This window comes from Streptomyces sp. NPDC127117 (genome assembly GCF_042677325.1).
Taxonomy (GTDB): domain Bacteria; phylum Actinomycetota; class Actinomycetes; order Streptomycetales; family Streptomycetaceae; genus Streptomyces.
This window is the reverse complement of sequence record NZ_JBHXTM010000062.1, coordinates 1-21,152: the sequence shown is the minus strand read 5'-3', so window position 1 is coordinate 21,152 and position 21,152 is coordinate 1. Positions and strand designations below refer to the sequence as shown.

General features: G+C 69.1%; 19 protein-coding genes, 1 tRNA gene and 1 CRISPR repeat array (1 of these 21 running past the window's edge). Of the genes, 9 read left to right on the top strand and 11 right to left on the bottom strand.

The genetic code is table 11. The annotated features are described in order from the left end of the window. Positions 1-863: direct repeats of the CRISPR family, unit length 29 nt; unit sequence GGGACCAACCCCGCACATGCGGGGACCAC (it extends 203 nt beyond the left edge of the window). Positions 864-1,753: 890 nt separating this feature from the next. The 4 genes from ACFVH0_RS34760 to ACFVH0_RS34745 form a co-directional block, all read right to left on the bottom strand. After that, positions 1,754-1,841, bottom strand: a tRNA-Ser gene (locus ACFVH0_RS34760). 68 nt (positions 1,842-1,909) lie between these two features. Continuing rightward, positions 1,910-2,338, bottom strand: a complete 429-nt coding sequence (tadA, locus tag ACFVH0_RS34755) for a tRNA adenosine(34) deaminase TadA (protein WP_385826859.1) — start codon at positions 2,336-2,338, stop codon at positions 1,910-1,912. A gap of 57 nt (positions 2,339-2,395) precedes the next feature. Continuing rightward, complete coding sequence (locus ACFVH0_RS34750; protein WP_385826857.1) at positions 2,396-2,962, bottom strand: hypothetical protein; 567 nt, start codon at positions 2,960-2,962, stop codon at positions 2,396-2,398. 217 nt (positions 2,963-3,179) lie between these two features. Beyond that, positions 3,180-3,416: a hypothetical protein gene (locus tag ACFVH0_RS34745; RefSeq protein ID WP_385826827.1), complete on the bottom strand. Its 237-nt coding sequence runs from the start codon at positions 3,414-3,416 to the stop codon at positions 3,180-3,182. 103 nt (positions 3,417-3,519) lie between these two features. Between ACFVH0_RS34745 and upp the strand changes: the two genes are divergently transcribed. Further along, positions 3,520-4,155, top strand: a complete 636-nt coding sequence (gene upp / locus ACFVH0_RS34740; protein ID WP_342285244.1) for a uracil phosphoribosyltransferase — start codon at positions 3,520-3,522, stop codon at positions 4,153-4,155. Positions 4,156-4,239: 84 nt separating this feature from the next. Here the strand turns inward: upp and ACFVH0_RS34735 are convergent, their stop codons facing one another. Both ACFVH0_RS34735 and ACFVH0_RS34730 read right to left on the bottom strand, forming a co-directional pair. Further along, on the bottom strand, positions 4,240-4,833 hold the full coding sequence (locus tag ACFVH0_RS34735) for a LytR C-terminal domain-containing protein (RefSeq protein WP_385826855.1): 594 nt from the start codon (positions 4,831-4,833) through the stop codon (positions 4,240-4,242). 197 nt (positions 4,834-5,030) lie between these two features. Further along, positions 5,031-5,327 carry a type II toxin-antitoxin system VapB family antitoxin gene (locus ACFVH0_RS34730; protein WP_072488263.1) on the bottom strand — a complete coding sequence of 99 codons (297 nt, stop codon included), beginning with the start codon at positions 5,325-5,327 and terminating at the stop codon, positions 5,031-5,033. 102 nt (positions 5,328-5,429) lie between these two features. Between ACFVH0_RS34730 and ACFVH0_RS34725 the strand changes: the two genes are divergently transcribed. Then, positions 5,430-7,070, top strand: a complete 1,641-nt coding sequence (locus tag ACFVH0_RS34725) for a helicase HerA-like domain-containing protein (protein WP_385826825.1) — start codon at positions 5,430-5,432, stop codon at positions 7,068-7,070. Positions 7,071-7,154: 84 nt separating this feature from the next. Here the strand turns inward: ACFVH0_RS34725 and ACFVH0_RS34720 are convergent, their stop codons facing one another. Further along, on the bottom strand, positions 7,155-7,799 hold the full coding sequence (locus tag ACFVH0_RS34720) for an HhH-GPD-type base excision DNA repair protein (protein ID WP_385826823.1): 645 nt from the start codon (positions 7,797-7,799) through the stop codon (positions 7,155-7,157). 197 nt (positions 7,800-7,996) lie between these two features. On the opposite strand from ACFVH0_RS34720, the gene ACFVH0_RS34715 reads away from it, so the two are divergent. Continuing rightward, positions 7,997-8,824 carry a DUF4157 domain-containing protein gene (locus ACFVH0_RS34715; protein WP_385826821.1) on the top strand — a complete coding sequence of 276 codons (828 nt, stop codon included), beginning with the start codon at positions 7,997-7,999 and terminating at the stop codon, positions 8,822-8,824. An 83-nt stretch (positions 8,825-8,907) separates the two neighbouring features. On the opposite strand, the gene ACFVH0_RS34710 is transcribed toward ACFVH0_RS34715, so the two are convergent. Further along, positions 8,908-10,227 (bottom strand): hypothetical protein, encoded by a 1,320-nt coding sequence (locus ACFVH0_RS34710; protein WP_385826819.1) that lies wholly within the window; start codon positions 10,225-10,227, stop codon positions 8,908-8,910. 210 nt (positions 10,228-10,437) lie between these two features. Here ACFVH0_RS34710 and ACFVH0_RS34705 point away from each other — a divergent pair, with 210 nt between their 5' ends. The 4 genes from ACFVH0_RS34705 (at position 10,438) to ACFVH0_RS34690 (ending at position 16,334) form a co-directional block, all read left to right on the top strand. After that, positions 10,438-11,064: a response regulator transcription factor gene (locus ACFVH0_RS34705; protein WP_385826817.1), complete on the top strand. Its 627-nt coding sequence runs from the start codon at positions 10,438-10,440 to the stop codon at positions 11,062-11,064. Between the two features lie 164 nt (positions 11,065-11,228). Then, complete coding sequence (locus ACFVH0_RS34700) at positions 11,229-13,349, top strand: VWA domain-containing protein (protein ID WP_385826815.1); 2,121 nt, start codon at positions 11,229-11,231, stop codon at positions 13,347-13,349. A 28-nt stretch (positions 13,350-13,377) separates the two neighbouring features. Continuing rightward, entirely contained in the window at positions 13,378-14,304 is a 927-nt protein-coding gene (locus ACFVH0_RS34695; RefSeq protein ID WP_385826813.1) for a DUF4255 domain-containing protein, read from the top strand. Further along, positions 14,301-16,334: an ATP-binding protein gene (locus tag ACFVH0_RS34690; RefSeq protein WP_385826811.1), complete on the top strand. Its 2,034-nt coding sequence runs from the start codon at positions 14,301-14,303 to the stop codon at positions 16,332-16,334. The genes ACFVH0_RS34695 and ACFVH0_RS34690 overlap by 4 nt, the downstream gene beginning before the upstream one ends. 222 nt (positions 16,335-16,556) lie before the next feature. Here ACFVH0_RS34690 and ACFVH0_RS34685 read toward each other — a convergent pair whose 3' ends face one another. Then, positions 16,557-16,835, bottom strand: coding sequence for a hypothetical protein (locus ACFVH0_RS34685; protein WP_385826809.1), 279 nt, complete (start codon positions 16,833-16,835; stop codon positions 16,557-16,559). Between the two features lie 161 nt (positions 16,836-16,996). On the opposite strand from ACFVH0_RS34685, the gene ACFVH0_RS34680 reads away from it, so the two are divergent. Together ACFVH0_RS34680 and ACFVH0_RS34675 are read left to right on the top strand one after the other, a co-directional pair. Continuing rightward, entirely contained in the window at positions 16,997-17,776 is a 780-nt protein-coding gene (locus ACFVH0_RS34680; RefSeq protein ID WP_385826807.1) for an alpha/beta fold hydrolase, read from the top strand. After that, positions 17,773-19,059 carry a cytochrome P450 gene (locus tag ACFVH0_RS34675; RefSeq protein ID WP_385826805.1) on the top strand — a complete coding sequence of 429 codons (1,287 nt, stop codon included), beginning with the start codon at positions 17,773-17,775 and terminating at the stop codon, positions 19,057-19,059. Before ACFVH0_RS34680 ends, ACFVH0_RS34675 begins: the two co-directional genes overlap by 4 nt. A 214-nt stretch (positions 19,060-19,273) precedes the next feature. Here the strand turns inward: ACFVH0_RS34675 and ACFVH0_RS34670 are convergent, their stop codons facing one another. Next, on the bottom strand, positions 19,274-19,861 hold the full coding sequence (locus ACFVH0_RS34670) for a hypothetical protein (RefSeq protein WP_385826803.1): 588 nt from the start codon (positions 19,859-19,861) through the stop codon (positions 19,274-19,276). A 21-nt stretch (positions 19,862-19,882) separates the two neighbouring features. Continuing rightward, on the bottom strand, positions 19,883-21,152 hold a 1,270-nt coding region (locus ACFVH0_RS34665; protein WP_385826801.1), incomplete at its 5' end, for a hypothetical protein.

The window sequence follows — 21,152 nt, the reverse complement described above, 5'->3', positions numbered from 1 at the left end:
GGGGACCACAACGCCGTGGTCACCGGCACCAGCCGCTTCAGGGGACCAACCCCGCACATGCGGGGACCACTCCGGCACATCGAACAGGCCGTCAAGGTAGTCGGGACCAACCCCGCACATGCGGGGACCACAAGCACAAGATCGAGGTGATGAACGAGGAGGCGGGACCAACCCCGCACATGCGGGGACCACTCGTACTGCTCGATGGCGCCGGACTGGGAGTAGGGACCAACCCCGCACATGCGGGGACCACCTCAAGGGCCACAAGAGCAGCTGGTTCTGACGGGGACCAACCCCGCACATGCGGGGACCACCGCGACGCGATCACGCTCGAAGCCGCCGACGTGGGACCAACCCCGCACATGCGGGGACCACCGGGACGTCGTGGATCCGGACGCCGGTCTCGGGGGACCAACCCCGCACATGCGGGGACCACCTGATCATGGCAGCGCGCCGAGTAGGCGCTTCGGGACCAACCCCGCACATGCGGGGATCACTGGTCTCGATCACGCCGCAATCACCTCGGGGCGGGACCAACCCCGCACATGCGGGGACCACAGAAGGCCGTCGGCTCGCAGCAGCGATCCCAGGGGACCAACCCCGCACATGCGGGGACCACTGCGAGCCGCTGCGCGCCGACGGCGACAAGACGGGACCAACCCCGCACATGCGGGGACCACCCCCCTTCTCGCGAGGGCTCGGCAAAGGACCTGGGACCAACCCCGCACATGCGGGGACCACTTTCCCAGATCCATGCGGGACGTCTCCTGAACGGGACCAACCCCGCACATGCGGGGACCACCCCACCACCAACAGGATCTCCGGCGGGGTGTGGGGACCAACCCCGCACATGCGGGGACCACAGTTGCTGACCTGGTGGTTTATGCGGGGCGGAGCCTGTTTTTACTCACTTCTTGATATTCGGACATTTTGATGCATTTTGGTGTGTCCACCGCCTGGATCTAGCGAGGCCGGATCACACAAGGCCGCTGGCTATTGCGTCGATCATGGCTGAGAGGGCGTCGTGGCCGAAGGTCAAAGCCGGGCCGCTCGGAACCCTGCTGTCGCGGGGCGGGCGTTCCTGGAGCTGTTGAGACCCCAGCATCGCCCGCTGCTCACATGTTAGTCGGTGGGCGCGAAGGGCTTGTGGCGCGAGCTGGGCGGGCGCGTGGCTCTGACGTCGGAGCCGGCGCCGGGTTGTCAGCCGCGCTCCCGGCGGGGGGCTGACAGCACCAATACCAGGATCAGGATCACGGTGACTGTCCCCCCTGTTGGGGTTGGTGCGGTGTGCGTCGCTGGGGTGGGGGGCCATGTGGTGAGCAGGGAGTGAAGGAGGTCGGCCATTGGCGGTGTCGTCATGCGGGCTCCTGGGTGAGTGGGGGTGGTGTATGCGCCGGAGGCCAGTAGGGGCCTCGCGGGCTGCGAGGTGGCTGGTCGGCTACGTGCCGGCATTGATCAAAACGACGCGCGCCAGTCGGGGTTACGGCCGATGAGGGTGTCTTGTTTCCCTAGAATGAGAGATGTTGTGTACATGTCAACTCAACAATGTTCTCCCCAGTTCCATTTTTTGAGGGTCAGCATTGCCAGCCGTGCTCAAGCCCCGCGCGTGCGGGGATCGCGTGCATCACTGTTCGCCCCAAGGGGCACCCCTGCATAAGCGGGGACCAGGAGTCGACGTCGCTCTTGTGCGGCAGTCCTTGTGACGCGCGAACGCCCTCCCGCCCTGCGTTTCCGCAGTCCGGGAGGGCGTCGATGGCGGTAGCGGAGGGATTTGAACCCTCGGTGAGTTTCCCCACACTCGCTTTCGAGGCGAGCTCCTTCGGCCGCTCGGACACGCTACCGAGAGAGAGCTTAGACCATGGCGGGCCGTGGACAGAAATCGGTTCTCGGGGGCTGTGGAAGAGAGGCGTCAGGGGGTGCGGAAGAAGGACGTCAGGAGGCTCGCGCACTCCTGTTCCAGGACACCCTGGATTACCTCGGGGCGGTGGTTGAGCCGACGGTCGCGTACGACGTCCCAGAGGGAGCCGGCCGCGCCCGCCTTCTCGTCGCGGGCGCCGTAGACCACCCGGTCCACGCGGGACTGCACCAGGGCGCCCGCGCACATCGTGCAGGGCTCCAGGGTGACCACCAGGGTGCAGCCGGACAGCCGCCACCTGCCGAGGGCCGCCGCGGCCCTGCGGACGGCCAGGACCTCCGCGTGCGCGGTCGGGTCGCCGGTCGCCTCGCGTTCGTTGTGGCCCGTGGCGAGCAGGGCGCCGTCCGGGCCGAGCACGACGGCGCCGACCGGCACATCGCCGGCCCGCGCCGCCAGATCGGCCTCGGCCAGGGCGCGGCGCATGTGCGCCCGCCACGGGTCTCTCACGGGGTCGTGCGGTGGTTCGCTCACCCGCGGACCCTAACGGACGGTCTCCAGAACCTCGGCCGCGCCGAGCGCGTCCGCGATCTCCACCAGTGCGTCCGTGCGCAGCATCAGCAGCTCGGCCTCGGGGAGCCCGAGGTCGGCCAGGACCCCGGTGTCGCCGAGCGGGCCCGCCGGTACGGCGTCGGCGTCCAGGCCGTCGTCGTCATCGTCATCGTCGTCGGTGGTGTTGTTGTCGGGGGTGGTGTCCGGGTCGCCGTCCTCCGTACCGTCGAGGCCGACGAGCTCTTCGAGGGCGGCAATCGTGTCCTCGGCCCCGGGTTCGCGGCCGAGCAGTTCGTCGGTGAGCAGGATCTCCCCGTACGAGGAACGGGCGGCGGCGGTGGCGTCCGAGATGAAGATTCGGGGGTCGTCCTCACCGTCCACCCGGACGACGCCGAACCAGGCGTCCTCCTGTTCGATGAAGACGAGCACCGTGTCCTCGTCCACCGAGGCTTCACGGGCCAGATCCGTCAGGTCGGACAGGGTCTCCACATCGTCGAGCTCCGTGTCGCTCGCTTCCCACCCGTCTTCGGTGCGCGCGAGCAGTGCGGCGAAGTACACCGTGACTCTCCCACTGGTCATAGGGGTGTCGGTCCGGCGGGAGGGCAGTCGGTGGTCCGGCTGTCCTGGGTCCCGCCCATCGGAATCGTGGCAGAAACAAGGGCTCCGCGAGAGGAGTTCGGCCGTTGAGTCGGCCATCAGTTCTGTCGGACGCCGCCACCAGGGGGATGCCGGACGCCGTCACCAGGGATGCCGGACGCCGTCATCGGTGAGCCGGCTACCAGCGGAAGGTGCGCATGCGCATGGCCTGGCGCATCCGGGCCGCCCTGGCGCGGCGGGGCTGCACCCGGTCGCGGAGGGCCTTCGCCTCGTGGAGTTCGCGCAGGAACTGGGCGCGCCTCCTGCGGCGCGCCGCGTCGGTCTCCTCCGGGTCCTGCTGGCCCTGTGCGTCCTGCGGGTCCGGCGGGTCCTGCTGGTCCCACTGGTCCCGCTTCCGCTTTTCCCCGTCCGGCATCGGCTCATCACCCCAAGGCTGGGTCCGTATGCCCCCACCTTCCCCCCGAACATGCGGTTGATGCCAGCGCACGGGTGCGGGAGGCACGGTTACTGTTGAACCCATGCGGATCCACGTCGTCGACCACCCACTGGTCGCGCACAAACTCACCACCCTGCGCGACAGGCGCACCGACTCCCCGACCTTCCGGCGGCTCGCCGACGAGCTGGTCACCCTGCTCGCGTACGAGGCCACCCGGGATGTGCGCACCGAACAGGTCGACATCGAGACCCCGGTCACACCGACGACCGGTGTGAAGCTGTCGCACCCCCGGCCGCTGGTCGTGCCGATCCTGCGGGCCGGCCTCGGCATGCTCGACGGCATGGTGCGGCTGCTGCCGACCGCCGAGGTGGGCTTCCTGGGCATGATCCGCAATGAGGAGACGCTCCAGGCGGAGACGTACGCCACGCGGATGCCGGAGGACCTCTCGGGCCGCCAGGTGTACGTCCTGGACCCGATGCTGGCCACCGGCGGCACGCTCGTCGCGGCCATCCAGGAGCTGATCAAGCGCGGTGCGGACGATGTCACCGCGGTCGTGCTGCTCGCGGCGCCCGAGGGCGTCGAGGTGATGGAGCGCGAGCTGGCCGGTACGCCGGTCACCGTGGTCACCGCCTCGGTCGACGAGCGGCTCAACGAGAACGGCTACATCGTGCCGGGCCTTGGTGACGCGGGCGACCGGATGTACGGCACCGCCGACTAGGACAGTGCCCGTAGAGCAGTGCCCGTACGGGCGAACTGATGGCCGCCGGGCGCGCCCCGGTGGCCATCGGCAGGCCGGCGGCCGTCAGCAGGACGGTGCGGGGGCGGGCTTCGTCAGGGCGGCGAGGGCCGCGGCCGCCGACTGAGGCGTGTTGAACGTCTTGAACTTCGTACCGAGAATCAGATCGACGTCCGCCGTCCTGCGGGCGTCGGTCTTCGGCGTGGCGCCCACCAACTGCGTACCGAGGACCGGGAACGAGCCGTTCGTGGCCGCCGGAGCGCCCAGCAGCACCCCGGGTCCGGGGACCTTCTTGTCGTACGCGGCCGGGGCGTTCCCCACCTTGCCGATGGTGAAGCCGCGCTTCTTCAGCTCGTCGGCCGCCTTCTTGGCGAGGCCGCTGCGCGGTGTCGCGTTGTAGACGTTGACGGTGATCTTCGCGGGCTTCGGCAGCGCCTTCGCGGGCGCGGACGGCTTGGCGGTGGGGCAGTCCGTCTTGTGGTCCGCCGCGCTGGCCTTCCGGTCGCCGCCGGTGAAGACGTCGATGAGCTGCATCGTGCCCCATCCGGCCAGCCCGAGGGCGACCACGGAGGCGGTGGCAGCGAGGATCAGTTTGCCGCGACGCCGGGGGCGGCGCATCCGGGGGTACTTGTCGCCCGTGATGCGGTACTTTCCGCCCATGCCGGGGGGAGTGAGCATGCTCATGGGCGCAGCGTAGTGCGACCCGGTGATGATGCCTACTAAATGATCAATGGATCGCACCCGTCCGGGGGCGAAAGCACCCGAACGAACCCCGGTGCGCGCCCGAAGGCGGCGCAGGGTTTCGCCGGCACTGCGGCACTGCCGGTCCTGCGGGTCCGTGGACGGGCCCGCTTCGGTCAGCCGAGTTCGAGCACGCGGGCGTGGAGTACCTGGCGCTGCTGAAGCGCGGCACGGACCGCGCGGTGCAGTCCGTCCTCCAGGTAAAGGTCGCCCTGCCACTTCACGACGTGCGCGAACAGGTCGCCGTAGAACGTCGAATCCTCGGCGAGGAGGGTTTCGAGATCCAGGTTGCCCTTGGTGGTCACCAGCTGATCGAGGCGGACCGGGCGCGGCGCGACATCCGCCCACTGCCGGGTGCTTTCCCGGCCGTGGTCGGGATAAGGCCGCCCATTTCCGATGCGCTTGAAGATCACACGGAAAGCCTACCGGGCAAGAGCCTCCGGGCGCAGCCACGGGGCGGTACTGCGATGCTGGCAAGAACGCCACAAAAGCAGGCATTCCGGAATGGGGCCCCGATGAGCGACAGCGAGAGCACGGCCGAAAATGCCGGTGCGCTGCCGGAGCCGGCGCGGGAGATCGCCGCCGGTTACGCCGTTTCCGGGGCCGCCCTCGATCTGGGCGCGCTGCTCTGGGACGGCACCTGTCTGCCGGACGCGCAGATCCGCATCCCGCTGGCGATGCTCAATCGGCACGGACTCGTCGCGGGCGCCACCGGAACCGGGAAGACCAAGACCCTCCAGCTGATCGCCGAGCAGCTCTCGGCGGGCGGTGTCCCCGTCTTCCTCGCCGACATCAAGGGCGATGTCTCGGGCATCGCCGCCCCCGGCACACCGGGCGACCGGGTCACCGAACGGGCCGTGCAGGTGGGGCAGGAGTGGCAGGCCGAGGGCTTCCCGTGCGAGTTCTACGCGCTCGGCGGCATCGGCCCCGGCATCCCGCTGCGCGCGACGGTCACCAGCTTCGGCCCCGTACTCCTGTCAAAGGTGCTGGAGCTCAACCAGACGCAGGAGCAGTCGCTCGGCCTGATCTTCCATTACGCCGACTCCAAGGGCCTGGAGTTGGTGGACCTCAAGGATCTGCGGGCCGTGGTCGCGTTCCTCGTCTCGGACACCGGAAAGGCCGAACTCAAAGGGATCGGCGGTCTCTCCACGGCCACCGCGGGGGTGATCCTGCGGTCGATCACCGCCTTCGAGCAGCAGGGCGCGGGCGACTTCTTCGGTGAACCGGAGTTCGACACGGCCGAGCTGCTGCGGCAGGCGCCGGACGGGCGCGGGCTCGTCTCCGTACTGGAACTGGCGGCGGTGCAGGACAAGCCCCAGCTCTTCTCCACCTTCCTGATGTGGCTGCTCGCCGACCTCTTCCACGATCTGCCGGAGGTCGGCGACCTCGACCGGCCGAAGCTCGTCTTCTTCTTCGACGAGGCGCATCTGCTCTTCGACGGGGCCTCGAAGGCGTTCCTGGAATCGATCACCCGGACCGTGCGGCTGATCCGTTCCAAGGGCGTCGGCATCTTCTTCGTCACGCAGACGCCCCGCGATGTGCCGGCGGAGGTGCTGGCCCAGCTCGGGAACCGGGTTCAGCACGCGCTGCGCGCTTTTACCCCGGACGATGCGAAGGCGTTGCGGTCGACGGTGAAGACATTCCCCAATTCGCCGTACGACCTGGAGGAGCTGTTGACGCGGCTGGGCATCGGCGAGGCCGTGATCACGGTGCTGAGCGAGAACGGTGCGCCTACGCCGGTCGCCGCGACCCGGCTGCGGGCGCCGCGGTCGCTGATGGGGCCGTATCCGGCGGCGGAGCTCGACGCGGCCGTGAAGGGATCCTCGCTGTACGGGAGTTATGCGCAGGCGGTGGACCGGGAGTCGGCGTACGAGAAGCTGAGCGCCGGTCAGGAGGCGGAGCGGCGGGCCACCGAGGCGGAGGCCGCGGAGGCTGCGGACCGGGCAGCGGTGGAGGAGGCGGTTCGCGGGGAGCGGGGGCGGGGGCGCGGGCGTGGCGGTGGGGGCGGGGGCGGGAAGGCGGCCGAGGAGGATGCCTCGCTGGTCGAGCAGGTGGTGGGGAGCGGGATGTTCCGGTCACTGGCCCGGTCCGTCGGTACGCAGCTGGGCCGGGAGATCTCGCGTTCGCTCTTCGGTACGGCCCGCCGCAGGCGATAGGAGGTGGGGCGGCCCGCGTGGTCCGGTCCCGGTGTTTCGGGCGGCCCGCGTGGTCCGGTCCCGGTGGGCCCGGCGTTTCGGGGGCTACTTTTCGGTGGCGCGTTTGGCCGCCTTGGCCGCCTGCTTCGCGTGCTGCTTGTACGCGCGGACCTCGGCGAGCGATTCCGGGCCCGTGATGTCGGCGACCGACCGGTGCGAGCCGGCCTCGCCGTACGGGCCCGCCGCCTCTCGCCAGCCCTTCGGCCGGACCCCGAACTGCTTGCCCAGCAGGGCCAGGAAGATCTGGGCCTTCTGGGTGCCGAACCCGGGCAGTGCGTTCAGCCGTTCACGCAGCTCGGCCCCGTCCGATACGTCGGTCCACACAGCGCTCGCGTCGCCGTCGTACTCCGCGACCAGGTACTGGCACAGCTGCTGGACCCGCTTGGCCATGGATCCGGGATAGCGGTGCAGGGCGGGCTTCGTGGTGAAGAGTCCGGCGAACGCCTCGGGGTCGTAGGAGGCGATCTCATGGGCGTCCAGATCGTCCCCGCCCATCCGCTGCGCCAGTGAGTACGGGCCGGAGAAGGCCCATTCCATCGGCACCTGCTGGTCCAGCAGCATGCCCACCAGCGCGGCGAGCGGGCTGCGCGCGAGGAGCTCGTCCGCCTCCGGCTCCTGGGCGATCCGCAGGGTGATGTGCTGGTCCTTGCCGCTCTTGGCCACGTTGCTCTCGGTCATGCCTTCGATCATCCCGACGGCGGTGCGGCCCGGCCACCGCACTGCCCGCCGGTGCAGCCGTTTGCCGTACGGACGGGGCGGGTGCCCGAAGGGGCAGCGGCGGGTGCCCCCGGCCGGCGGGGTCCGGGCTGGACGGGGCAGTGCGGCGTCGTGAAGGTGGAGTGGTGAGGCCATCACGACGCGCCTCGACCGGGGCGCGGTCAGGGGAGATGACGATGCACGCACCGGAATGGGACCAGGAACACGACCACGACCACGAGCGGGACCACGGTCACGGGCACGGGCATGAGCACGACGAGCCGGTGCACGCGGCGCGGGCGTCCGAGGGCCGGGAGCCGGCGGACACCCCGCACCTCTACCGTGCGGCGGCCGCCGGGCGGCCCGATGTGGTCGGGGCCGGGGGCATGGGTGTGCTCCAACGGGCGGTCGGCAACAGCGCCGTGGGGTCGATGCTCCAGCGCAAGGAGGAGGAAGAGCGCTCCCCCGTGCACGACGTGGTCTCGTCGGGCGGCGGGCAGCCGCTGGACACCGACACCCGCGCCGATCTGGAGGGGCGGATGGGGGCGGACTTCTCCGACGTACGCATCCACACGGACTCCGCCGCCCACGAGTCCGCGAAGGGCGTGGGCGCCCACGCGTACACCGTCGGCAACAACGTGGTCTTCCAGCGGGACGCCTACGACCCGTCCTCGCCGCAGGGCCGCACCACGCTGGCCCATGAGCTGACGCATGTGATCCAGCAGCGCAACGGTCCGGTGGAGGGCACGGAGGCGGCGGGCGGGATCCGGGTGAGCGACCCGTCCGACCGGTTCGAGCGGGAGGCCGTCGCGAACGCCGACCGGGTGTTGTCGGACCCGGCTCCGACATCCGTCCCGGGCCCGGACGCGGTTTCGGCTCCGGCTCCGGCGTCGGGGACGGCCGCTGTCCAGCGGGCCGCGACGGAGGACGAGGACGAGCAACCGGCCGATGTGCAGGGCTCCTTCGTGCAGCGTGCGAAGGAAGGGGCCGAGGAGGAGGAAGAGACTCCGCCCGAGTGAGGAGCGGGGCGGGCTCTTGACGGAGCGGTGTGGTTTCACCGGACCCCGTCCACCAGGAGCCCCGCCCCGCCCCACCCGCCCCGTCAGTCCGCCGAGTCCGTCTTCATCGTGCCGCCCAGGAACAGCGACTCCGAACACCGCGACGGCGTCGGCGCGTTCACCGGTTTGCCGACCTTCCGGCAGTCCACGGTCAGCGTGACCTGGCCTCCGCCGAGCACCAGGATCGGCGTGACGAAGTGGTAGTCGGAGTCGCGGAAGTTCTCCAGTGCCAGCCGGAGCACGGGCGCGTCCCGCCCCGAGGAGACCACGAGCGTTCCCGCGTCGCCCTGCGGGTTCTGGACCACGATGTCGGTCAGCTGGAACGTGTGGCCGCCGGGCACCTGGAGGGCCGTCTCGGTGTTCGACCCGCCGCCCACCGAGTCCCTGACCTGCACCTGCGCACTGGTCGGGGCCGCGACCGAGGCGCCGGAGTCCGCGCCGGCGCTCGGTGAGGGGCTGGGCTTCGGCGAGCCCCCGTCCGCCCCGGAGGAGTCACCGCCGCCCGACGCTCCGGCCGAGGACCCCTTGTCGGGCGCCTTGCTCTTGTCGGCCGCGGCGGCGGACCGCACCGCGTCCGGGGTGATCGCCTCCCGGGCCGCCGACTTCACGGCCGGGCGCAGCAGCGCGTACCAGAGTCCCACCAGCGCGATCAGCAGCACGGCCGCGGTGATCAGCGCCCGGGGGAGCCAGCGCGGCAGGATCGGCTCCTGCTGGTACGAGCCGTCCACGACCACCGGTGCGACCGGGGCCTGGCCCTCGGCAACGTCCGGGGTGGCGACCAGCTGGAAGGGGTGTGTGACCGGGATGCCGCGCCACACGCGCTTGGCGGGACGGATGCGTACCTTCCCGAAATCCGCCCGTCCGGGCGCGATCAGCAGCGTGTCCTCGACGAACGAGACCCGTGCCCGCTCCGTGCCCGACCGGGCCCCCAGCCGCACGGTGACCGGGGCGTTTCCCCGGTTGTCGACGGCGAGCTGGTGTTTGCCGCGCCAGGCTCCGTGGGAGCTGCGCGGCACCAGTTCGGCGGTCGTCTCGGTGAAGGGGAGTACGGTCACCCGCCCTTCGGGCACCACCGTGTCGCCCTGCTCGCTGGTGGGCACCACCCGTATCCCGAAGGGCGTGTCCCCCGCGAGTACGGTCGAGTCCCGGGGCGGACGCAGTACGAGGGAGACCGTCTGGGAGTCGCCCGGATAAAGGGAGAGCGTCGCCGGCTCCACCGTCGACCAGGCGGCACAGGCACCGACCACCTCGAAGCGGTACTCCTCGACGGTGCTGCCGGAGTTGAGGATCCGCAGAGGGAGGGCTGTCTCCTCGCCCGGTGCGGCAGTGACGGACGAATCGTCGAGGCTTGCCGTGAGACTCATAGGCGGCACCGTAGGTTCGCCGTTGAACGCCGACATCGGCCGTGAAGGAACACTTCCGGGCAGATTCTGTGCCCGGATCGGCCTTTTTGTTTCCCTGTAGGGATACGCGGGCATCTTTTGACCGCCTCAGACGAGTGAGGCATACGAAAACAGCCGTGTTGGTTGTGTTCGCTGCGACGCCATCGGCTGTTGCCCAGGGGGAGCATTGCCATGGAGCGCATCACTGTTGCATTACGGGCCCAGGACCCGATCTCACAAGCGGGCGTGGCCAGTCAGTTACGTACCCGGCCCGAGGTCAGCGTGACGGAGTGGGGCGAGGCGGAAGCCTCTCCCCGGATCGTGGTCGTCGTCGTGGACGCGGTCGACGAGGCGGTGTTGACGATGCTGCGCCACATCCAGCGCACCAGCACCTCACGTACCGTCCTGGTCACCACGGACATCGACGAGCAGAAGCTGGTGAGTGCCGCGGAGTGCGGTGTCGCCGGTGTCGTCAGGCGCTCCGAGGCGACTCCGGAGCATCTGGTGCAGGTCATCGGGACGGTGGCGCGGGGCGAGGGTCATCTCCCGTCCGACCTGCTGGGACGGCTGCTGGAGGAGGTGGGCCGCCTCCAGGGGCAGGTGCTCGGCCCGCGCGGGCTGCACTTCACCGGTCTCGCGGCGCGCGAGGTGGATGTGCTGAGGCTGGTCGCGGAGGGGTACGACACCGCGGACATCGCGACGAAGCTGGCCTACTCCGAGCGCACCATAAAGAACGTGCTGCACTCGGTGATGACCAGGCTGCAGCTGCGGAACCGGTCGCACGCGGTGGCGTACGCGATGCGGCAGGGACTGATCTGATCCTTCCCGCGCCGGTGCTTACGCCGCCTGGGTAGGGCCCCGGCTGCACTTTCGGGCAGCGGGGGCTTCCCGAGGGTGTGACTCCCGCACCGCTGTGCGTCCGCCGCCGGTACAGGACCCTGACGTCCGGTGTGCCGATCGGCCGAGGGTGGGGGAGGACTTCCGTGCGCTGGTTCCAGCCGCTTCGGCGGGCGCTGCGGGTGCCGCGGGTGGCGAGGGTGCTGCGGGCTCGGCCGGACGGGCCCGGCCGGGCGGTCCGTTCCCGGTCGTCCGCCTCGCACCGCACCCTCACCGCGCTCCGGATCCCGGCCCTCGCCCTGCTTCTCGTGGTCAGCGGCGTCGCTCCCGGTTCCGCCGTCACGTCCGGGGCGCCGTCGGTGGCGGTGCCCGAACCCTGGGTCACTCCCGCCGAGTTCACCGACGCGGTCGACCCGGGCGGCTCCACGGGCGTGGCCAAGCAGGTGCGTACGCCGGCGATTCCACCGAGGCCGGACGTGATCCTGCTGGTGGACGGCACGGGCAGCATGGACGTCCCGATCGGGCGGGTGAAGGCGCGGATCCCCGAGATCACGAAGGCGATCCGCGACGAACAGGAGGATTCGCGCTTCGCCGTGGCCACCTTCGGGGACCAGCAGGTGGACCCCGACGCGGGCTTCAAGGTGCTGCAAGGGCTGACCGACAATCTGGACGACGTGCAGAAGGGCGTCAACCAGCTCAAGTCCGACATGGGTTCCTTCAGTATCGGCCCGCCGGAGGACTGGATCTACGCGCTGTGGAAGCTGGCCAACGGCGGTGACGGGAAAACCGTTTTCCGCCCCGACTCCAGCCCCGTCATCGTGCTGGTCGGTGACGCGTCCAGTCATGACCCCAGCAACGACCGGTCTTTCAGCGAAGCCGAGTTCGCCCTGCAGGACGCGGGGGTGCGGCTGATCGCGGTCGGTCTGACCAGCGACAGGGGCGACGGCCTCAACGGGAACGGCCGCACATCCCAGTACCCCAATGACAAGGAGCACGAACCGAACCAGGCCCTGCGGCTGGTGACCGCCACCAACGGCCGGATGATCGACGACATCGAGGGCAGCGACGTCGTGGACGCCATCATCGACGGATTCAGCAACCTTCCCACCAACGTGAGTTACCGCCTGGACAACTGCGATCCGCATCTGTCCGTCAGCCTCGACCCACCCACTCGGCAGCTCACCAGCGGGGACACGGCGCACTTCGCGGAGAACATCGACGTCTCCGCGGACGCACCCCAGGGCACCCGGCTGACCTGCACCGTCCAGTTCCTGATGGGCACCCAGGCCCCGGGCACGGAGACGATCGGGCCGGCCGCAGCCGCCGACCCGGACTTCCAGGAGCAGATCAGCATCGACGTGAACGACATCGACGCGCCCGTCGTCACCGTGGACGATCTGACCGTCCGGGCCAAGGACAAGAAGGGCGCGCGTGTGACGTACGCTGCCACCGCCCAGGACGCCACCGACGGCACGCTCCCGGTGACCTGCACCCCTGCCTCCGGTTCGCTCTTCGCGGTCGGCCGTACCACGGTGACCTGCTCGGCGACGGACTCGGCGGGCAACACCGGGACGGACACGGCGGAGATCGAGGTCCTGGAGGCCCCCGTCCCGCCCTCGGCGGATGTGGCGATGAAGGTCGACGTCAGCCCGGACCGCACGTACACCGGCCGCCCGGCCCGTGCCCGCTTCGTCGTCACCAATGCCGGTCCGGACCCGGCGACCGGCGTGGTCATCGGCTCCAGCTGGCCGAAGCCGTCCAAGGGCAAGGACCGCAGCCTGCCCGCCCTGACCCGTTGCACGGCGGCAAAACCGTGCACCATTCCGGCCGGCGGCCGCATCGAGGTGACCCAGACCGGTACGTACCGTGCGGCGGTCACCGGGGACGTACGGGCCACCGTGCGCGGCACGCTGCCGGACCGCCGGAGCGCCAACAACCAGGACACCGACCGGCTGCGCGTCCTGAAACCCTCGCTGACCGTCACCCCGCAGGTCGCCAAGCCGGGACAGCCGGTGCTGGCCCGCGGCAAGGACTATCCGCCGGGCGCGACCGTACGTTTCACGTGGAACATCGGGATCACCCCCGGCGGAGCGACGGCCACGGTGGGCCGTGACGGCACCTTCGAGGTGCAGGTGCTCGTCCTGCGCAAGGACAAGCTGGGGCCGCGCGAGCTGCGAGCGGACTCGCGCGACCTCGACCGGCTGAAGAAACCGGTCCTGGTGGTGCAGCGGAATCTCCAGCCACCGGACTTCGCGGGCCGCGCATGAGCACCGGTGACCACACGGGAGTGATCGGGTGATCCACGAGGTCGACGACGTACTGCGGGCACTGATCAGGGCGGAGGTACTCGAAGGCGGCCAGATCGCGGTGGTCTTCGACGCCCCGACCCGGGAATGGGCGGCGAAGGTCAACGCGCCCATGGTCAACCTGTATCTCTACGACATCCGCGAGGACATGCGCAGGCGCGAGCGGGGCCTGCACAACGACTACGACGAGCGGGGCACGATCATCGCGCGCCGACGCCCGCCCCGTTTCTTCAAGCTGTCGTACCTGATCACGGCGTGGACGAAGCGCCCGGAGGACGAGCACCGGCTGCTCTCGTCGCTGCTCGGCTGCCTGCTGCGTTACGAGGCGCTGCCCCCGGAACGGCTGGCGGGCACCCTGGCCGAGATCGGGGCGCCGGTACCGATGTCGATCGCGCTGCCGCCGCCGGAGGACCGTTCGTTCGCCGATGTGTGGAGCGCGCTGGGCGGCGAGTTGAAGCCCTCGCTCGATCTGGTGATCAGTGTGCCGGTGACGGCGTCGCCGAGCTATGTGGTCGGCCCGCCGGTGGGGGACGAGGGGCTTCAGGCCCGCTTCGGGGACGTACCCGAAGCGAGCGAGCCCGTGTCCGAGACGATGCCGGGCCGCGGCGGCCTCCCGGTGTACGGAGGCCGCCCGGGGCGGCCCGGCGGGAGCGCCACCACCCGTGCCCCCGACACGGAACGACGACGCGGTCTGTCCCTCCGCATCACGGAGACCCGGAAGGCCCGCACGGGTGCCGGGGAAGCCCGCGCAAGGACCACAGAGAGCGCGGAGGCCGAGGAGACCGCACAGACCGCGGAGGCTGCACAAATCGCACAGAGCGCGGAGGCCGCGGGGACCGCACAGATCGCAGAGACCGCAGAGACCGCAGAGACCGCAGAGACCGCAGAGACCCGTACGGAGGACAGCGCCGAATGACCGACGCGGGCGACCCGAACCTGCGCCACCTCCTCGCCCGCGCGGTAGCGGTGGAGCAGCGCATCCGACGGGCGGTCGAGGCCCGGCAGCTCACCGATCCGGACCCGGACGACGCCTTCCGCGGCCTCTACCTCACGGACGAGAACATCGCCCGGCTGCTGGACGAGAACGAGGCCCGCGCCTTCCCGTACCCCGTACCGGACTCCGTCGAGGCGCCGACGGAACACTCCCGACTCACGTCCCTGGCAGCCGAATTCGACCTCACCGCACTCGACACCGAGATCCTCCTCATCGCGCTCGTACCCGATCTCGACGACCGCTTCGAGGCGTTCTACGGCTACCTGAACGATGACGTCACCCGCCGCCGACCGTCCATCGGCCTGGCGCTGGGCCTGTGTGGGCTCTCCCCCGCCGACCAGGCGGCACGCGGCCGGCTGTCGGCCCGTGCCCCGCTCCGCGAGGGCCGCCTCCTCCTGGTCGAGGACCTGGACCGCCCGTTCCTGAGCCGGGCGCTGCGCGTCCCCGACCGGGTCACCGCGCACCTCCTGGGCGACGACACCCCCGACCCGCGACTGGCCGGTCTCCTCGCCCCCTGGCACGCCGTGGCGGGCGTCGGAGACCCGGTGCCGCTCGCCGGTGCCCTCGCCCACGGCGCCTCGCTCGCCTACCTCCGCGAGGACCAGGGCGGTGCGGGCACCGCCCTCGCCGCCTCCGCGCTGACCCGTGCGGGCCATCGGGTCCTGGGCCTGGACCTGGCGCGCCTCGCGGAGGATCCGTCCCCCGCCGAGGCGGTCCGCTCGCTGGTCCGCGAGGCCCGGCTGACCGGTGCGGGCGTGGTCTGCGCCCCGATCGACGCGGTCTGCCGCGAGCACCCGGAACTCCTCCGGCTGCTCACCGGCACCCCGGTCCCCACGATCCTGGTGGGCCGGGCCCCCTGGGACGCGGCATGGTCCGCCGCCCCGCCCCTCCTGATGCACGCCCCACGCGTCGAACCCTCCACCAGGGCGGCCCTCTGGACCGACGCGTACGACGCCCCGGTACCCGGGACCATCGACGTGGACCGGCTGCTCGCGCCGTTCCTCCTCACCCCGGAACAGATCACCCGCGCGGCCCGGGGCGCCGCCCAGACCAGCCACCTGGACGGCGGCACCCTCACCGCCGACCACGTCCGCCAGGGCGCCCGCGCCCAGAACGCGGCGGGCCTGGACCGCCTGGCCCGCCGCATCGAACCGACCGTCACCTGGAACGACCTGGTCCTCCCCCCGGACACCCACGCCCAGCTCCGCGAACTGACCGCCCGCGCACGCCACCGCGACCGGGTCCTGGGGGAGTGGGGCATGCGCCCGGGCGGGGGCCGGGGACGCGGCGTGTCCGCCCTCTTCGCGGGCGATTCCGGCACCGGCAAGACGATGTCGGCCGAGGTCATCGCCGCGGACCTGGGCCTGGACCTGTACACGGTCGATCTGGCGACGGTGATCGACAAATACGTGGGCGAGACGGAGAAGAACCTGGAGCGGATCTTCTCGGAGGCCGCGGGTGTGAACGGCGTCCTCCTCTTCGACGAGGCCGACGCGATCTTCGGCAAACGCTCGGACGTGAAGGACGCCCACGACCGCTACGCGAACGTCGAGAGCGCGTACCTCCTCCAGCGCATGGAGTCCTTCGACGGCCTGGCCATCCTCGCCACCAACCTCCGGGCCAACCTGGACGACGCGTTCACCCGCCGCCTGGACCTGGTCATCGACTTCCCGGTCCCGGACCCCGAACAGCGCCTCGTCCTCTGGGAGCGCTGCCTGGGCCCCGTGCTCCCCCGGGGCAAGGACCTGGACCTCGCGTTCTGCGCGGAGAACTTCGAGCTGGCGGGCGGCAACATCCGCTCGATCGCGGTGACGTCCGCGTACCTGGCGGCGGACACGGACGAGCCGGTGACGATGCCGACGCTGATCCACGCGATCCAGCGCGAGTACCAGAAGCTGGGCCGGCTGACCCTGGCCTCGGAGTTCGGCCCGTACCTGAAACTCCTGGCGTGAGGAGCGGCGGCTAGCAGACGCCGACGCTCAGATTTTGATGATCCGTACCCGATCGCCGCACAGAACGCCCAGATCCTCAGGGTCCGAAGTGAGGATCACCGCAGGTTTCGGCATCAGCAGCACAGTCGCCCCCACCACGGCGTCGATGGCGTACCTGTGCCCATGAATGCGACGACCTTGGACATGCCCCCGCTGTCCACACGAGTGTTCCGGCCCGAGCCATCAGGCGGCGTTCTGCGCGTCATCGGCGTCGCCCCGCAGAAGCGCTCGGGCGGCATCGACCTCCGTACGACTCAGCACACCGTGCTCCGCCTCGTGCGCGTCGGTCAGCTCGGCGAGGCCGTCCCGCTCGATCTGACGCTGTACGGCAGCGTCCACGTAGGCGGAGAAACTCCGCTTTCCCACGCGTGCACGGACGGCTGCGATATTGCCCGAGTGCAGGCTGACGGAGATATTGGCGGTGGGGCCCTCGCCCACTCCGTAGGTGGTGTCGTCACTCATGCCATCGATCTGATACATGAACCAGTAGAAGGTTGTGTTTGCCGTAGCGGAACGGTGAGCACCAGGCACGCTCCCTTGCGCGGGCCCGTAGTTGGCGCGACTGTGGTCCGGGGCCGGTCGGTGATCGCCCGGTTCCTCTCCGTACGGCGACGGGAGTCAGCGTGACCGCACTGCCTGTTCTGCCCCACGAACTGCACGGCGACGGCCCGCACAAGGTGATCGCGGTGCACGGCTGGCTCGCCGACCGCTCCGCGTACGCCCCCGTGCTGCCGGATCTCGACCGCGATTCGTTCCAGTACGCGGTGGTGGACCTGCGGGGATACGGCGAGGCACGGGACGCGGCCGGCTCGTACACCACGGCCGAGGGGGCCGAGGACGTGCTCGCGCTGGCCGACCGGCTCGGCTGGGAGCGGTTCTCGCTGGTCGGGCACTCGATGGGCGGCTCCGTCATCCAGCGGACGCTGGCCGCCGCGCCGGACCGGGTGCGCAGGATCGTCGGGGTCTCACCCGTCCCAGCGTCCGGGCTTCCGCTCCCGCCCGAGCAGTGGGAACTCTTCGCCGAGGCGGCGCACACCCCGCAGAACCGGCGGATCATCCTCGACACCACCACCGGTGGCCGGCGCCCGGCGGGCTGGCTGGACCGCATGGTGCGCCGCTCGCTCGAATGCAGCGACGTCAAGGCGTTCCGGGCCTGGCTGGACTCCTGGGCGGGCGAGGACTTCCACGACCGGGTGGAGGGTTCGCCGGTGCCGGCCCTTGCGGTGGTGGGCGCACTCGACCCGGCGCTGTCCGCGGAGTTGCAGCGCGCCACCTGGATGCGCTGGTTCCCGCGCGCCGAACTGGTGGAGCTGCCGTCGTGCGGCCACTACGCGATGGACGAGGCCCCGCTCGACCTGATTCGCGTGATGGAGGACTTCCTGCGGGCGGACGCGGACGGATGAGTGACCCCGCCCCCGCCCCCGCCGAAACGCCCGTACCGGACGTCTTCGACCCCAGGCAGTACGGGCGGGGCATCCCCCACGACCACTACCGCCTCCTGCGCGACCACCACCCCGTGGCACGGCAGGAGGAGCCGGAGGTGCTCGGCTGGCCGGCGGGCCCCGGCTTCTGGGCGGTCACCCGGCACGAGGACGTGGTCCGGGTCCTGAAGGACTCCGCGACGTACTCCTCGTATCTGGGCGCCACCCAGATCCGCGACCCGGACCCCGCCGACCTCCCGTTCATCCGCCGGATGATGCTCAACCAGGACCCGCCGCACCACCGACGCCTGCGCGTACTCGTCAGCCGCGCCTTCACCCCGAAGCGCATCGACCGCTTCGAAACGGTCGTCCGCGAACGCGCCCGCTCCCTGCTCACCCGTGCGGTCACCGAGGCGCGGGCGGCCGACGGCATCTGCGACCTCGTCACCCGGGTCACCGACGACTACGCGCTCCTCAACCTCACCGACCTGCTCGGCGTGCCGGACACCGACCGTGCGCTCCTCCTCCACTGGACCCGGCGCGTCATCGGCTACCAGGACCCGGACGAGGCCGGAACCCCGGAGCCGGGCCCGGACGGGCGACCGCTCAACCCCCGTTCCCCGTCCGCCCTCCGCGACATGTTCGACTACGCGCACGCCCTGGCCGCCCACAAGCGCCGGCACCCCGCCGACGACGTGATGACGTCCCTGGCCACGGATCCCGAACTGACCGCCCCCGAACTGGAGATGTTCTTCTTCCTCCTGGTGGTGGCCGGCAACGACACCGTACGCAGCGCGGCCCCCGGTGGCCTGCACCTCCTGGCGGAGAACCCCGAGGCGTACCGCCGCCTGTGCAAGGGCGAGGTGGGTCTCACGACGGCTGTGGACGAGCTCCTGCGCCGCCACCCCCCGGTCCTCACCTTCCGCCGCACGGCCCGCGAGGACACGGTGCTGGCCGGCACCCGTATCCGCACCGGCGACAAGGTGGTCGTCTTCCACGTCTCCGCCAACCACGACGAACGCGTCTTCCCCGCCCCGTACGCCCTGGACCTCTCCCGGTCCCCGAACCCCCACGTCTCTTTCGGCGACGGCCCGCATGTCTGCTTGGGCGCGCACTTCGCGCGGCTTCAGCTCCGGGTCCTGTACGAGGAGACGTGCCGGGCCCTGCCACCCGGCCGACTCCAACTCGCGGGCCCGCCGAGCCGGCTGGTGTCGAACTTCATCAACGGGGTGAAGTCGCTGCCGGTACGGGTGGCCGATGTCTGACGATCGGTCCGTCAGGCAGAGGTCGGATGCCCGGTGCGGTGACAACTACCGGCGCAATGCGGATGTTCGGCAGGAGCCTCGCCGGGCCTGACACGGATGACCTGCTCGCCGTGGCACAGCCGGTGACCCTGCGAAGGGCATCGATTCATGGGCTTTGCCGTGGCCGGCGGACAGCACGCGTGCGCTGATGGGCCTCGCGCTACAGGTTGATTTTCTAGTGGGCCTGAATGATTGTGTTGTCGGGAAGACGTAGCTCTGTGATATGGGACAGCATTTCCGTATAGGAATTGAATGCAGGAAATACCGAGGAATCGGGTGTCTGGTTGCTCTGGATGTCGTCCACGATGTCTTCACCGGTGAATTCGAAGACTCTTGTATCCCGATTGTCCGTGACATTGATGGCCAGTGTCGAAAGCCCGGTATCCGCCCACTGGGCCACTGGAAACATGCCGGCCTGGAGGAAAGACCTCCGCTCCTGATCGTTGGTGTAGCCCCAGTCGCTTGCGTACCAAATGGGGATCGGGTTGTCCGTGCGTGGTGTCCAATGGGTATAGTCGTCGACTTGGAACTCCGGAAATTCGCCGGCAAGTACCAGTGTGGTGATGATCGACTTCAGATCGGCGGGGAGTTCCACCCGGTTCTCCCTTTCTACGGAATCGAGGAACGCGGTGGTTCCTTTTGCGAACGTCAATGACGGGAATCTGCTCACGAACTGATTCAGCTGCCCCCGCTGTTCTTCGTTGAGTTCTGAATTTTCGATCCAACTCAAGGCGTCCTCGCTGGAACCGTGAGTGAGGTACATGACGTTCAAGCCCTTTCGGATTCACCCGGTGTGTTCGTTGAATTTGTCTATTATCTCTTGATATCGATTTTTCTGCGTATTCGCGTCGATTGGCCTACGTGTCCGGTCCAAGCAATCGGGATGTATGGGGAGTGACATGGGATCCCCATTCCATATCCACTTCTTGGCGACCGCGAGCGCTTTGGTGGCCGCGTCCTTGGCTCCCGTGCTCGACAGGAAGGCGTCACGCAGTTCGTCGTGAAAATCTTCCTCCCAGGTGCTCCTCTTTCCTTTGAGCTGTCCTCTGCTTGGCTGGGATTCAGCGAAATAGACGGCTCCGGCATGCCCGTTGGGAACAAAATGGTTGTCCACGGTCTCGGGTCTACCCATGGTCTCATTGAAAACGACACAGAATGTCTGGTTTCGCAGATCATTTTGCAGGGCCAGGAGTCCGGGGCCCTCTTCGGCCATGGTTGAAGCCTGCTTCGTGACTTCCAGGATGAAATCGCTTGGGATCCACTCGTGATGGTTGGGCATGACCTGTCGGAATTGGGTTTTTATCCATGCCCGCACTGCCAGCTTGTTGTCTATCTTCTTGTTCCATGCCTTCTCGAACAACTCCAGGTTCATTTTTCCTTTTATGCCGCCCTTGTCGACCTCGATGGTCTTCTGCCCGCCCTTGCTCGATATTTCTTTCAAGAATTTAACGACATCCCCGCTCTTTTCGACTGCCAGCATGACGATCGCCAGGTCCTGATCGAGGTTTGCCAGGGTTGCCAAGCGAATCCTGGGGTTGATCGAGCCCCAGATCGATGCTTCATTCCCCTTCTTCTCCAGCGACACCTTGCTGACGCCGGTCTGCCTGCCCAAGTCCTCCCCGAGGGCGGCTAGCGAGTCAGGCGTTTTGGATATAGAAATCTTGGGCAAAGTGAGAGTCTTGCTGCTCTTTTCGAACTTTGCGTCTCTGTGGTTTTGCAGTATGTTCTTCGTGGTGGTGCGTGCATCTCCGGCCCGGCTGAATATTGTTTGTTCCCCGCCGCTCTCCCCTATCTCCTGTGAGATTTTCTGTCCGGGGCCATCCAGGCTGGGGGTGCTGGATGTGATGAGAGATTTAGGGACTTGCGCCTCGGTGGGGTCACTCTTATTGTTTTCCTGATTTTTTGTGTTGTCCTTGTCTTTATTTTTCTTTGGAGTTGTTTCGTTCCCCTTGAGCTTCGCCCAGAGGGCTTTGCCTTTTTTGGCGATGAAGTTGACGATTTTGTCGATGGCGCGGTTTACGGGTCTGGCGACGGCGTGGAAGACGGAATTGACT

Bases quoted from the DNA above. Each gene is read 5' to 3' on its own strand.
- ACFVH0_RS34720 (WP_385826823.1), bottom strand. From the start codon at position 7,799: ATGATCGAAGGCATGACCGAGAGCAACGTGGCCAAGAGCGGCAAGGAC.
- ACFVH0_RS34690 (WP_385826811.1), top strand. From the start codon at position 14,301: ATGACCGACGCGGGCGACCCGAACCTGCGCCACCTCCTCGCCCGCGCG.
- tadA (WP_385826859.1), bottom strand. From the start codon at position 2,338: ATGCGCCGCGCCCTGGCCGAGGCCGATCTGGCGGCGCGGGCCGGCGAT.
- ACFVH0_RS34745 (WP_385826827.1), bottom strand. From the start codon at position 3,416: ATGCCGGACGGGGAAAAGCGGAAGCGGGACCAGTGGGACCAGCAGGAC.
- ACFVH0_RS34670 (WP_385826803.1), bottom strand. From the start codon at position 19,861: ATGTACCTCACTCACGGTTCCAGCGAGGACGCCTTGAGTTGGATCGAA.
- ACFVH0_RS34685 (WP_385826809.1), bottom strand. From the start codon at position 16,835: ATGAGTGACGACACCACCTACGGAGTGGGCGAGGGCCCCACCGCCAAT.
- upp (WP_342285244.1), top strand. From the start codon at position 3,520: ATGCGGATCCACGTCGTCGACCACCCACTGGTCGCGCACAAACTCACC.
- ACFVH0_RS34735 (WP_385826855.1), bottom strand. From the start codon at position 4,833: ATGGGCGGAAAGTACCGCATCACGGGCGACAAGTACCCCCGGATGCGC.
- ACFVH0_RS34725 (WP_385826825.1), top strand. From the start codon at position 5,430: ATGAGCGACAGCGAGAGCACGGCCGAAAATGCCGGTGCGCTGCCGGAG.
- ACFVH0_RS34710 (WP_385826819.1), bottom strand. From the start codon at position 10,227: ATGAGTCTCACGGCAAGCCTCGACGATTCGTCCGTCACTGCCGCACCG.
- ACFVH0_RS34705 (WP_385826817.1), top strand. From the start codon at position 10,438: ATGGAGCGCATCACTGTTGCATTACGGGCCCAGGACCCGATCTCACAA.
- ACFVH0_RS34675 (WP_385826805.1), top strand. From the start codon at position 17,773: ATGAGTGACCCCGCCCCCGCCCCCGCCGAAACGCCCGTACCGGACGTC.
- ACFVH0_RS34715 (WP_385826821.1), top strand. From the start codon at position 7,997: ATGACGATGCACGCACCGGAATGGGACCAGGAACACGACCACGACCAC.